The organism is Pedobacter cryoconitis (assembly GCF_014207135.1).
GTDB lineage: Bacteria > Bacteroidota > Bacteroidia > Sphingobacteriales > Sphingobacteriaceae > Pedobacter > Pedobacter cryoconitis_D.
In genome coordinates, this window is sequence record NZ_JACHCC010000004.1 from 201,428 (window position 1) to 214,447 (window position 13,020).

Here is a 13,020-nt window from a genome sequence, read left to right on the forward strand (position 1 = left end):
AATTACGATTCAGAATGTAAAGGAGTTACTACTGGTGAAGAAGGATCTGTTGTTTCTCCGACACCTTCATGAAGTAAACCTTCAGCTGCTGGCTTCTGATCTCCGGTACCATTTACAAATTCATCGTAAGTAGTACGGTTATCAAATGGGCGTTTGCCTAAAATTTCTTCCAGATCTGCCTGGAAAAGAATTTCTTTTTCCAGTAATTTTTCTGCAAGTTTTTCCAGACCTTCTCTTTTATCAACTAATAACTGCATTGTTCTAACATAAACTTCACTGATCAGTTTACGCACTTCGACGTCAATCAGTTCAGAAGTCTTTTCTGAATATGGCTTGTTAAAATTGTATTCATTCTGTGGATCATGGAAGGAAACATTACCAATAGTACTGTTCATACCATAAATAGTAACCATTGCATAAGACAGCTTAGTAATTCTTTCCAGGTCATTTTGTGCTCCTGTAGATATTTTACCAAAGACAAGATCTTCTGCAACACGTCCGCCCATAGTCATACACATACCGTCAGTAAGCTGTTCGGTAGTATACAGGAATTGCTCTTTAGGCAAGTACTGTGCATAACCTAAGGCAGCTACACCACGTGGTACGATAGAAACTTTTACCAATGGATCTGCATGTTCAAGGAACCATCCTGCGATGGCATGGCCAGCTTCGTGATAAGCAACTATGCGTTTCTCTTCTGGTGAGATAATTTTATTCTTTTTCTCTAAACCACCGATAACACGGTCGATCGCATCCTGGAAATCCTGCATATCCACAGATTCTTTATTTCTTCTGGCTGCGATTAACGCGGCTTCATTACAAACGTTTGCAATTTCAGCCCCAGCAAAACCAGGAGTCTGTGCAGAAAGCTTTTTAGCATCTACAACCACATCTGTTTTGATTGGTTTTAAGTGAACCTTAAAGATCTGCTCTCTGCCTACTAAATCGGGTTTATCAATAGAAATCTGTCTGTCAAATCTTCCCGGACGAAGTAATGCACTATCCAGTACATCCGGACGGTTTGTTGCCGCCAGAATAATAATTCCTGAGTCTGTTCCGAATCCATCCATTTCAACCAGTAACTGGTTTAAGGTGTTTTCACGCTCGTCATTACCACCCATCATGCTGTTTTTACCACGGGCACGACCGATAGCATCAACCTCATCAATAAAGATAATACATGGTGCTTTGTCTTTAGCCTGTTTAAATAAGTCACGCACACGGGATGCACCAACTCCTACAAACATCTCTACGAAATCAGAACCTGAAAGAGAGAAGAACGGAACCTGAGCCTCACCGGCAACAGCTTTAGCCAATAACGTTTTACCCGTACCAGGAGAACCAACCAATAATGCACCTTTAGGGATTTTACCTCCCAGATTCGTGTATTTTTTAGGATTTTTAAGGAAATCTACAATTTCCATGACCTCCTGTTTAGCTTCTTCAAGACCGGCAACATCATTAAATGTTACATTTACCTGGCTTTCCTTATCAAATAAGGTTGCTTTGGATTTTCCGATATTGAAAATCTGTCCGCCACCACCGCCGGCGCCACCGCCCATTTTGCGCATGATAAATATCCAGAATCCAATAAATAAAAGCACAGGAATAATGACCGTAAAGAACCATGAATTGAAGGTACTTTGTCTGGTTTCTTTATCAGCCTGAACCTGAGCATCAGTTGGAATACTTTTCTGAGATTCTGACAATTGTTTATCCAGTGCATCCATTGATCCGGCAGTAAAAGATACTGTAGGGCCTCCGGTTGAACCGAAATTGCTTTTTGTCTGGTATTTTTTATACTTCTCCTGGTTCAGACGGTCTGGTTTGATAAATACATCAGCCCTGACCAGGTCTTCATATTTGTAAGCAACAATTTTCTGAACATCTCCCGGAGCAAGCATGTCCTTTTCAAATTCCTTGTAAGTAATCGTTTTGTTGGTATCATTGGTAAACAGAACGGAAACAAGGACAAGTCCTAAAATAATAGCAGCGTAAACCCAGAATATATTAAAGTTTGAGCCCTTTTGAGGTTTTTTTGGAATATTAGGTATTCTCTTAATTAACTTGGGCTTAGTATTTTCTTTCTCTTTCATCGTTGATTCAAAAAAATGTATAAGGTTGTAACTGGTTAAGCGCTTTGATAAGATGTAGTTTGAGCATCGCCCCATAAATCTTCAATCCCGTAAAAATCTCTTTTTTCTGTTTTGAAGATATGAACAACAATATCAAAATAATCCAGGATTATCCACTCTGCGTTTTCTAATCCCTCTTTTCTCCACGGAGTAGCTTCTGTGTTTTTATAAATTTCGTCCTCCACACTATCGGCGATAGCCTTCACCTGAGTAGAAGAATCTGCGTTGCAAACTATAAAATAATCTGATACGGAGCTGTTTAAATTTCTTAAGTCCAGACGGACGATATCATGTCCCTTTTTTTCCTGCATGCCATGAACGGCTATTTCTGAAAGGTAGGTAGAAAGGTTTACTAATTTCTTTTTTACCATTAAAATGTTTTATTTTTGATAAATAACAACTATAAAATCAACTATTGCAAAATAACACTTTTTCAACACTATTTGTTGGTCAAAATCTTATCAAATTATTAGCAGTTGATTCTACCAATAATTTTTTGAAAAGGATGGTGTCAAATTCCGAGCCATTACCCGAAGGAACTGTTATTATGGCAGAGAATCAATATGCAGGCCGGGGACAGGTAGGTAGTAAATGGCATGCTGAACCCGGGAAAAACCTTACTTTCAGTATACTTTTATCTCCTTCGTTCCTACCGCTTACCGCACAATTTAACTTGAATATGACCATCAGCGTTGCTTTACAAAAAGCATTAGGAGGGATTATGGGGACAGGTTTAGCGATTAAGTGGCCGAATGATATATATTTCGGACATCAGAAAATAGGTGGGATGCTTTTGGAGAATATCGTGTCAGGAAGCCGTATAAAGGCCTGTATCGTTGGTGTAGGCTTGAATGTAAACCAGGAAAATTTTGAATCTGAGATACAGCATCGTGCTGGTTCGATCGGCCAAATTTTACATCGTCATGTTGATTTAATAACACTTTTAGCAGAGATTTGCAGTCATATAGAAGCAGGGTATTTAAAATTAAAGGCTGGAAATTATACAAACTTACGGCTGGAATATCTGACTTATCTTTACCAATACAACGTAAAAGCGTGTTACCGACAAAATGGCGAGATATTTGAAGGGAAAATTGTCGATGTTAGTGAACACGGCTTTCTAAGTTTAGAAACCAGTCAGGGATTAAAAACGTATAATTTTAAAGAAATAGAATTTATCCGCCCATAAATAAAAATATCACTCATAAAAATCAATATAATTTATAACCATGAAGAAAATAACCTTAGTATTTACATTGTTATTGTTTACTGTTCTTGGAGCTTCTGCTCAGATCGAGACCCCGGTAACCTGGTCTTATGCGCAAAAGAAGATCAGTAACACTGAAGCAATAGTCTATCTTAAAGCAACTATTCAGGATGGATGGCATATCTATTCACAAACTGTAAAGCCAGGAGGGCCAGTTAAAACAACCATTAAATTTAATCCGTCAAAGGATTTTGTTAAGGTAGGTGCAACTATAGAACCAAAACCACTTACTAAATTTGAAAAGGTTTTTGATATGAATGTTGGCTATTTTGAAAAGCAAGTGGTTTTTCAGCAAAAAATCAAATTGAATAAGCCGGGTACAATAGTTACCGGAACAATAGAATTTATGGTTTGTGATGCCTCAAAATGCCTTCCTCCAGATGAAGTAAAGTTCTCGGTTCAGGTTAAGTAGATCAAAATTATACAATAAAAAGGGTGATAGCTATCGGGCTGTCACCCTTTTCTATTTCTATTCCTTCCGAAGGAATATGGATGTACAGTAAAATATTGGCTATGCTTTGTCCCAAAACTTTTTAAACAAGAAATTATAAGTAATTTCACGGCCTTATGGAATCAAATGATCCTTCAGGAGATCAGATAAAAAATAAAAACTAATGAAGAAGTTAATTTTAATGTTTGCTTTGGCTCTGTCAGTGTTTTTGCTGCAATCCAGTCAAAGTTTTGCCTTTACTCAGAAACAGGATTCAACTGTAGTTAGTGATGATATACAATTTACCGAAATAGGTTCAGCAGCAGACAGTGCTGCAAATGCTGTCGTAAAAGACAGCGTAAAGAAAGACACGGTCAAAGCGACAGTTGCAGCGAAACCTGTTACCCAGGTGTTGCACCAACAGACAGAAAAGGAAAAAACATTGTGGCAAACCTTTATTCAAGGTCTTCTGGGAGGGTTTATCGCATTTTTAATGCCTTGTATTTTTCCAATGGTGCCACTTACAGTAAGTTATTTTACCAAAAGAGCAGGTAGTAGGAAAAAAGGAATAGGACAGGCAGTTATTTATGGGATTTCTATTATCGTCATTTACGTTGCCTTTGGATTGCTGATCACTTTACTTTTTGGTTCTACAAGACTCAACGAATTAAGTAGTAGTGGCTGGTTTAACTTTTCGTTTTTCATTTTACTGATAGTTTTTGCAGTTTCTTTCTTCGGCGCTTTTGAAATTACATTGCCAAGCTCTTTTGTCAATAAAATAGATCAGAAGGCAGATGACAGTAAAGGTTTGGGTGGAATATTTTTTATGGCTGCTTCGCTGGCACTGGTTTCATTTTCCTGTACCGGTCCTATTATAGGAACACTGCTGGTTCAGGCAAGTTCTAAAGGTGAAATCCTTGCTCCGGCAATCGGAATGTTTGGTTTTGCGCTTGCTTTAGCGCTTCCTTTTACCTTGTCAGCGATATTCCCTGGTTTTCTGAGCAGTATGCCTAAATCAGGTGGCTGGTTAAATAGTGTAAAGGTTTGTCTTGGCTTTTTAGAGCTTGCCCTGGCATTGAAATTCTTATCTGCGGCAGATCTGGTATGGCACTGGGAGTGGTTTGACAGAGAGATCTTCCTGGTATTATGGATAGTGATTTTCTTCCTGATGGGAGTTTATATTCTTGGAAAGATTAAGTTTTCACACGACAGTGATCTCCCGTATGTGTCAGTTCCCAGATTATTTTTCGCTATATTCTCTTTCTCTTTTGCGATGTACCTGGTTCCTGGATTATGGGGAGCCCCGGTAAATATTTTAAGTGGAATAGCCCCGCCTTTAAATACACAGGATTTTATCCTGGGCGGAAATAGTATTGGAAGCCCGCAGGGGTCTGCTGATTTTCCTGCATCAGTAAAATACAATGATGTATTGCATCCGCCACATGGGTTTCGTGCTTTTTTTGATCTTGATGAAGGGTTGGCATACGCTAAGAAAGTAAATAAACCAGTGCTGATAGATTTTACCGGGCATGCCTGTGTGAATTGCCGCAAAATGGAAGATAAGGTCTGGATAGATCCGCAGGTAGGTCATTTAATTAAAGATGAATATGTGCTGATACAATTATATGTAGATGAGCGCTCGGTAAAAATGCCGCCGGAAAAAGTACACTATTCTAAGATATTACGGACCACTACCGATGATCTCGGCAGATGGAACGGGGATTTTCAGGCAACTAATTACAATTCTAATTCACAACCATTCTATGTATTGGGAGGGCATGACCTGGTTCCTCTTGTTGCCCCTCAGGGAGCAATTTTTGACGCTAAAGAATATGCCGCTTACCTGCAGAGCGGTCTTGATAAATTTAAATCATCCAAGAAATAATGAATAAAATTAAAAACATAGCTGTATTAACATCAGGGGGAGACGCACCGGGGATGAATGCTGCCATAAGGGCAGTGGTCAGAGCTGGTATATATTATGATTTAAATGTTTCAGGAGTACTTAGAGGATACGAAGGATTAATAAATGGAGATTTTATTCCAATGGACCGCAAGTCCGTGGCAAATATTATCCAGCGGGGCGGAACTATTCTTAAAACTGCCAGGAGTGATGATTTCCGGACTAAAGAAGGTCGGAAACTAGCTTATGATCAGTTAAAGAAGCATAATATGGATGCAATGATCGTTATTGGTGGTGACGGAACCTTTACAGGGGCTAATTTATTTACCAGTGAATTTGATTTTCCTGTGATTGGTCTGCCAGGTACAATTGATAATGATCTGGCGGGTACGGATTTTACAATTGGTTACGATACTGCTATTAATACCGTTGTAAATGCAATTGATAAAATCAGGGATACAGCTGAATCACATGACAGGTTATTTATCGTAGAGGTCATGGGCCGGGATTCTGGGTTAATCGCTTTAAGAAGTGGTATTGGCGTAGGAGCTGAGGCAATTATGATTCCTGAAGCCAATATGGGTGTGGAGGGATTAATCAAACGATTAGAGTATGGCCGTAAGGATAAGGCTTCTAAAATCATCATCGTTGCTGAGGGGGATGAAGTTGGTGGTGCTTTTAATGTAGGTGAAGTTCTGAAGGAGAATTTCCCGAACTATGATATCAGGGTTTCTGTTTTAGGCCACATTCAAAGAGGTGGAAAACCAAGCTGTATGGACAGAGTTCTGGCCAGTCGTTTTGGAGTGGCGGCAGTTGAAGGTTTACTGGAAGGAAGATCGGGAGGTATGGTTGGTCAGATTAATAAAGAAATCCTGTTCACCCCTTTTGATCATGCGATTAAACATATTGATGCAGTGGAAGTGAGTCCTGCATGGATGAAATTAGTAGAGATATTGTCACTATAAGGGACAGTAGGAATTAAAAATTGCTGCATCTTGCTAATCATTAGTATTTTACTTACTTTTGCATCCCCGCTAGCATGAAGCTCCGGGAACTATGTTGAATACATAAACTTATAAAGAAATGGCAACTAAAATCAGATTGCAAAGATTCGGTAAAAAGAGCAAACCTTTTTTCCACGTAGTGGTAGCAGATTCACGTGCACCGAGAGATGGTAAATTCATTGAGCGTTTAGGTTCATATAACCCAAACACCAATCCTGCAACCATCGAAATTAATTTCGAAAAAGCATTAGACTGGGTAAACAAAGGTGCTGAGCCTACGGATACTTGCCGTACTATTTTATCTCACAAAGGTATTTTGTACAAAAAACACTTACAAGGTGGTGTTAAAAAAGGCGCTTTAACTGAAGAACAGGCAGATGCTAAATTTGCTGAATGGCTTTCAGCTAAAGACAGTAAAATCGAAGGCAAAAAAGACAGCTTAACTAAATCTAAAGATGAAGTTAAAAAAACTGCTCTTGCTGCTGAAGCTAAGAAAAACGCAGACCGTGCTGCTGCTATCGCATTGAAAAATGCTCCGGTAGTAGAAGAAGTTGTTGAAGAAGAAGCTCCTGTAGCTGAAGCTGCAACTGAAGAAGCTCCTGCGACAGAAGAAACAAAAGAAGAAGAAGCATAGTAATTTGTAATTCTTAATTATAGCGAAGAATCCTTCACCAGAAGGTTTTCTTCGCTATTTTTATTTAATGTAAACTGATTTAGATTTTAATGACGCACGAAGAGGCTTTTTATATAGGGTATTTTACCAAAACAAAAGGATTAAAGGGGGAGATTCAGCTGTATTTTGAATACGATGAACCAGGGTTGCTAGACCTTGATGTTATATTTGCTGACATGAATGGTAAGATGGTTCCTTTTTTTGTGTCGGCCTGTAAAATGCAACCGAATAATACCGGAAATATTTATCTCGATGATATCGATCATATTGATAAGGCTCAGCAGCTATTGAAAAAAAAGATCTATCTCCCGTTAAGTAAAATGCCTGACCGGGATGATGAAGATTTTCACTATAATGATCTGAAGGGATTTATAGTATCTGACGAGACCCATGGTGAACTGGGAGAGATTCTGGAGGTTAATGAATACCCTCAGCAGTTCGTTGCTACTGTTTTATATCAGGAAAAAGAGATCATGTTTCCATTAAATGACGATATGATTGTAGAGATCGATGAAGATGCAGGTACATTGCTGGTTGATCTTCCTGATGGATTACTTGATATTTATCTGTCTAATTAAAATTTATCTCTATGCGTTTCGATATCATTACCGTATTACCTGATCTGTTGCAAAGCCCTTTTGCACACTCTATTTTGCAGCGTGCACAAACCAAAGGAATTGCTGAAATAGTGGTTCATAGTCTGAGAGATTATTCTACAAATAAACAACGGAGCGTTGACGATTATCCATACGGAGGAGGTAGTGGTATGGTGATGTCAATCGAGCCCTTTGCGCGTTGTATAGAGGCGTTAAAAGAGCAAAGAACTTACGAAGAGATTATCTTTATGACTCCTGATGGGTTGACACTTAATCAGACAATGGCCAATGAGCTGTCGGGCGTAAAAAATGTAATTATTTTATGCGGTCACTATAAGGGAATTGATCAGCGGATCAGAGATATTTATGTGACCAGAGAGATCTCCATTGGTGATTACGTATTATCGGGTGGAGAATTGCCTGCTGCAGTCCTGGTGGATGCTATAGTGCGGTTGATACCGGGCGTATTGAATGATGAGACATCAGCCTTATCCGATAGTTTCCAGGGAGGTTTACTGGATGCTCCATTGTATACCCGTCCTGCTGATTATAAAGGGCATCAGGTGCCTGAAATCCTGTTGAGCGGACACGAGGCAAAGATTAACGACTGGAGGCATGAGCAGGCTTTGGCGCGTACTCAGCGGCTTCGTCCTGATTTGCTGGAGGACTAATACAGTTCAATAGCTTCATGCTTTATAAACTCTTTTATTTCTTAAACAAGTAATTTATTTTACCTGTTCTTTATTTATAAATGAAATTATTTATATATTTACGAAATATTTCCCGGCTCATAGCAATGGGAAATGGCTTGATGGTATAAATAATTTCAACAAAAATGAGTGAAAGTACAGATAAGTATAAGATCAATTATTTTTTAGACAAACTCACAGTCAAGGAGTATAAGTTTGCGATGAAGATGATTCCCAAAATGTTGGACATTTCGATGAATACATTTCATAATTATCGCAGAATAAAGATCGGGCAACCACAGGACATACCCTATGAGAAAGTCAAGTTGATGGAAATTTTATTTGATACAGAAAGCGGAGCGCTTGAAAATGTTAAAATGAATGGAAAAAGCCTTGTACAATTGCTTAAAGGGCAGTGACATGACTATTTTTATAAACATTCTAAAATAAAACGGATCGAATTATTGTGGATTTCGTAAAGAATGTTGAAAAAAATCAGGAATCACTTTTTTTTATAAAATAAAATTCCTAATATTGCAGTCCGATTTTAAACAACAAAAAGTCGGCTTAATAGCTTAAAATCATGGATTTAGTAAAATTTGTTGAAGAGCAGGTAATCGCAAAGAACGAGTTTCCTGCATTCAAATCAGGAGATACAGTGAGTGTTCACTATAAAATTCGCGAAGGTAATAAAGAACGTGTTCAAATTTACCAAGGTGTAGTCTTACAACGTAACAGCGTAGGTGCTAATGAGACGTTTACTGTTCGTAAAATGTCTAATGGAGTTGGTGTAGAGCGTATCTTCCCAATCAATTCTCCAAACATCGCTAAAATTGAAGTTAACAGTCACGGTAAAGTGCGTAGAGCTAAGTTGTTCTATCTTCGTGAACTGACTGGTAAAGCAGCTCGTATCAAGTCTAAGAGAGTTTAATTCTCTGAAAAAACATATAGGCCTTCCCGATTCTGTCGGGGAGGTTTTTTAGTTTATCCCGGGCTCAATGATATGCTAAATCACTTAATATTATAGCATTATCCCAGTATTAATATTGCTCATAATTTGGTTTCTTTAACGGAACCAAAATGAAAATTGTGAGAAAATATTTATTTTTACTACTTAGCCTCTATGGTATTCAACAAGGAGTAGCCCAGGAGATTAATTTACTCCCTCAGCCTGTATCATTACACCAGCAGGCAGGTGTTTTTATCCTCAGTCCCCAGGTCACCATTGTTTATCAGAGAGATAAATCAGAACTAAGAGATATTGCGCTTAGTTTGCAGCAAAGGATTGCCAGGCCGACCGGAATGCAGTTATCCCTGCGATACAGCAAGGATAATAAGATATCCAGATATATTCTGCTAAAACTTAACGATCAGGCCGATTCCCGGCTTGGAAAAGAAGGTTATACCTTGAACGTCACAAATCAGGAAGTTAGTCTTTCTGCTAATGAGCCGGCAGGATTGTTTTATGGGATGCAGACACTGATGCAGTTATTACCTGCAGCTATAGAATCAAAGACTATAGCCAAAGAGCTTAAATGGAGTCTGCCCTGTGTGACGATTCTCGATTATCCGCGTTTTGGCTGGAGAGGACTGATGCTTGATGTCAGTCGTCATTTCTTCCCGAAAGAAGATGTAAAGCGGTACATCGATCAAATGGCAAAGTATAAATTTAATGTATTTCACTGGCACCTGACTGATGATCAGGGGTGGCGTATAGAAATAAAGAGCTTTCCGAAGCTGACCAGCACAGGCGCCTGGCGTGTTCCGCGTACGGGTACCTGGTGGCAGTTTGATGAACCACAACCAGGAGAGCCGGCAACCGACGGAGGGTATTACACGCAGGAAGATATCAGGGAAGTTGTGCAATATGCACAGGACCGTCACATTATGATTATTCCTGAAATTGATGTCCCGGGACATAGTATGGCGGCATTGGCTGCTTACCCAGAGTATTCCTGTACCGGAGGGCCGTTCAATGTAAATCCCGGGAGTAAGTTCCAGGGCGAAAACTCGCTGTGCGCGGGAAATGATTCTACATTTGTTTTTTTAGATAAGGTGATTGGTGAAGTTGCAGACTTATTCCCTTCTCCTTATATCCATATGGGGGGTGACGAGTGCAATAAAGCTTTCTGGAAGAAGTGTCCGAAATGCCAGCAGAGAATGCTGACCGAAAAATTAAATTCGGCAGAGGAGCTCCAAAGTTATTTTGTCAGGCGTGTAGAGCAAATCATTCTGTCTAAGGGAAAGAAATTAATTGGATGGGACGAGATATTAGAAGGCGGTCTGGCTCCGTCTGCGACAGTGATGAGCTGGAGAGGTATGGAAGGAGGCATTACGGCAGCGAAAGCCGGACACCAGATTATTATGACCCCAACACAGTATTGTTATCTTGATCTTTATCAGGGTGACCCGGTTACTGAGCCGGAGACGTATTCTATGCTGCGTTTGAAGACATGTTATGAATTTGATCCTGTACCAGAAGGGATTGATGCAGCATTGGTTCTTGGAGGGCAAGGAAATTTGTGGACAGAATCTGTACCTACGTTACGCCATGCTGAATATATGACCTGGCCACGTAGTTTTGCGCTGGCGGAAGTTTTCTGGTCTCCAAAAGAAATGAGAGACTGGCCAGGGTTTGTCAAAAGAGCGGAAGCGCAAACCAGGCGATATGACGCCGCCAGGGTGAACTACGCTACTAGTTTGTATGATCCGGCTTTTAAGGCTGTTCAGGAGACGGAAAACGGGCTGCTGATTACCCTCAGTACTGAAGTACCTGGATTGATAACCTATTATACTTTTGATAATACCAGGCCGGATAATTTTTCTGCAAAATATGAACAGCCGCTACATGTTCCTAAAAATGCGAGAAACCTCAAAGTCATTACTTACAGGAATGGAGAGTTGGTAGGGCATGAAATTAGTATGCCAATTGCCGAATTGCTTAAAAGAGCCGGGGAAAAGAAATAAAAAAGGCGGTTAAATATGTTCACTTGCGTAAGTGAACATATTTAACCGCCTTTAATTTATGCTTTATTCCAGCCTATGCCAGTTCCGCTAAAACAGTAATACCGCCTTTAACGACCTGATTTAATTCCAGATTAACTTTGGTTCCTAACGGCAGAAATATATCTACTCTCGAGCCGAACTTAATGAAACCAAATTCTTTACTTTGTTCTACTACGTCACCCTCTTTAACATACCATACAATTCTTCTGGCCAAAGCTCCGGCAATCTGTCTGAATAATACAGGAGTGCCATTTGCATGTTCTACGACAACGGTTGTACGCTCATTTTCTGTAGATGATTTAGGATTCCAGGCTGCTAAATATTTTCCGGGATGATATTTGAAAAATTTAACCACTCCGGCAATTGGGTTTCTGTTAATATGCACATTTACAGGTGACATAAAAATAGATACCTGTAATCTTTTGTCTTTAAAATATTCACCTTCCTGAGTTTCTTCAATAACTACAACTTTACCATCAGCAGGGCAGATGACCAGATTATTGCCAGTTACAAATGGTCTGGATGGGTTTCTGAAAAACTGTAGTACTATGATAAATAAAGCGAATGAAGCGATATATACAATCCATCTTAACCAGGTGACATCAGCAAATCTATAGTCGATAATGGCATTTAATATAAAGATAAAAAGGATTGAGAGTGCGATGGTTGTATAACCTTCTTTATGTATTGTCATTTAGTTATAAATATGTTTGATGCAAAATTGTGAAAAATTTACGGAAATCGGGCTAAAGAATCGGGCTAAAGAATCGAGATCAGGAAATTGTGCGGTAAATATGTTTAAGGTTTCTGCCCAGTTCATCATAATCCAGACCATAGCCAACTACAAATTCATTAGGAATTTCAAACCCGATGTATTCCAGTTCTTGAATAGGTGAAAGGATAGCCTCAGGTTTGAATAAAAGGCTGCATACACGGACAGAGGCCGGCTGTTGCAGATAAACTTTTTCCAATATATATTTTAAAGTAAAACCGGTATCTACAATGTCTTCTACTAAAATCAGGTTCCGGTCTTTAAGATTTTCCGGAAGTCCGAATACTTCTTTCATTTCGCCGCTGCTTGTCGTGCCCTTATAGCTCGAAACTTTCATAAAAGCTACCTCGCAAGGAATATTTACTTCCTTCAGTAAATCAGCCATAAACAGAAAACTTCCGTTTAATACCCCAACAAAAATTGGGCGTTTATCTTCATATTCAGCATTGATCTGTGCCGCTATTAATTTGATGCGCTCATTAATGCGCTCATTCGTGATCGATATCTCGAATTTTCTGTCTCCAACTTCTATCGTGTTCATCATT

General features: G+C 39.3%; 14 protein-coding genes. 10 read left to right on the forward strand and 4 right to left on the reverse strand.

The annotated features are described in order from the left end of the window. Positions 1–2 precede the first annotated feature (2 nt). Together ftsH and rsfS are read right to left on the reverse strand one after the other, a co-directional pair. A complete protein-coding gene (gene ftsH / locus HDF25_RS08525; RefSeq protein ID WP_184624325.1) occupies positions 3–2,096 on the reverse strand; it encodes an ATP-dependent zinc metalloprotease FtsH in 2,094 nt (697 codons plus the stop codon). Between the two features lie 35 nt (positions 2,097–2,131). Beyond that, entirely contained in the window at positions 2,132–2,506 is a 375-nt protein-coding gene (gene rsfS, locus HDF25_RS08530; protein WP_184624326.1) for a ribosome silencing factor, read from the reverse strand. Between the two features lie 44 nt (positions 2,507–2,550). Here rsfS and HDF25_RS08535 point away from each other — a divergent pair, with 44 nt between their 5' ends. The 10 genes from HDF25_RS08535 to HDF25_RS08580 all read left to right on the forward strand — a co-directional run bounded on the left by HDF25_RS08535 (position 2,551) and on the right by HDF25_RS08580 (position 11,664). Then, positions 2,551–3,324, forward strand: coding sequence for a biotin--[acetyl-CoA-carboxylase] ligase (locus tag HDF25_RS08535; RefSeq protein WP_184624327.1), 774 nt, complete (start codon positions 2,551–2,553; stop codon positions 3,322–3,324). 40 nt (positions 3,325–3,364) lie between these two features. Beyond that, positions 3,365–3,814 carry a protein-disulfide reductase DsbD N-terminal domain-containing protein gene (locus tag HDF25_RS08540; RefSeq protein WP_184624328.1) on the forward strand — a complete coding sequence of 150 codons (450 nt, stop codon included), beginning with the start codon at positions 3,365–3,367 and terminating at the stop codon, positions 3,812–3,814. Between the two features lie 202 nt (positions 3,815–4,016). Then, complete coding sequence (locus tag HDF25_RS08545; RefSeq protein ID WP_184624329.1) at positions 4,017–5,717, forward strand: protein-disulfide reductase DsbD family protein; 1,701 nt, start codon at positions 4,017–4,019, stop codon at positions 5,715–5,717. Beyond that, complete coding sequence (gene pfkA / locus HDF25_RS08550; RefSeq protein WP_184624330.1) at positions 5,717–6,700, forward strand: 6-phosphofructokinase; 984 nt, start codon at positions 5,717–5,719, stop codon at positions 6,698–6,700. Before HDF25_RS08545 ends, pfkA begins: the two co-directional genes overlap by 1 nt. A gap of 118 nt (positions 6,701–6,818) precedes the next feature. After that, on the forward strand, positions 6,819–7,373 hold the full coding sequence (locus HDF25_RS08555; RefSeq protein WP_184624331.1) for a 30S ribosomal protein S16: 555 nt from the start codon (positions 6,819–6,821) through the stop codon (positions 7,371–7,373). A gap of 89 nt (positions 7,374–7,462) precedes the next feature. After that, positions 7,463–7,990, forward strand: coding sequence for a ribosome maturation factor RimM (gene rimM, locus HDF25_RS08560; protein WP_184624332.1), 528 nt, complete (start codon positions 7,463–7,465; stop codon positions 7,988–7,990). Positions 7,991–8,001: 11 nt separating this feature from the next. Then, positions 8,002–8,679, forward strand: coding sequence for a tRNA (guanosine(37)-N1)-methyltransferase TrmD (gene trmD, locus HDF25_RS08565; RefSeq protein WP_184624333.1), 678 nt, complete (start codon positions 8,002–8,004; stop codon positions 8,677–8,679). 164 nt (positions 8,680–8,843) lie between these two features. Next, a complete protein-coding gene (locus HDF25_RS08570; RefSeq protein WP_184624334.1) occupies positions 8,844–9,116 on the forward strand; it encodes a hypothetical protein in 273 nt (90 codons plus the stop codon). Positions 9,117–9,280: 164 nt separating this feature from the next. Next, positions 9,281–9,628: a 50S ribosomal protein L19 gene (rplS, locus tag HDF25_RS08575; protein ID WP_041883657.1), complete on the forward strand. Its 348-nt coding sequence runs from the start codon at positions 9,281–9,283 to the stop codon at positions 9,626–9,628. A 158-nt stretch (positions 9,629–9,786) separates the two neighbouring features. Continuing rightward, complete coding sequence (locus HDF25_RS08580; protein WP_317618191.1) at positions 9,787–11,664, forward strand: beta-N-acetylhexosaminidase; 1,878 nt, start codon at positions 9,787–9,789, stop codon at positions 11,662–11,664. Positions 11,665–11,737: 73 nt separating this feature from the next. Here the strand turns inward: HDF25_RS08580 and HDF25_RS08585 are convergent, their stop codons facing one another. Then, the gene (locus tag HDF25_RS08585) at positions 11,738–12,397 is read right to left on the reverse strand and encodes a phosphatidylserine decarboxylase family protein (protein ID WP_184624336.1); all 660 of its coding nucleotides are present in this window, start codon (positions 12,395–12,397) and stop codon (positions 11,738–11,740) included. A gap of 79 nt (positions 12,398–12,476) precedes the next feature. After that, the gene (hpt, locus tag HDF25_RS08590) at positions 12,477–13,019 is read right to left on the reverse strand and encodes a hypoxanthine phosphoribosyltransferase (protein WP_317618192.1); all 543 of its coding nucleotides are present in this window, start codon (positions 13,017–13,019) and stop codon (positions 12,477–12,479) included. Between the last annotated feature and the right edge of the window lies 1 nt (position 13,020).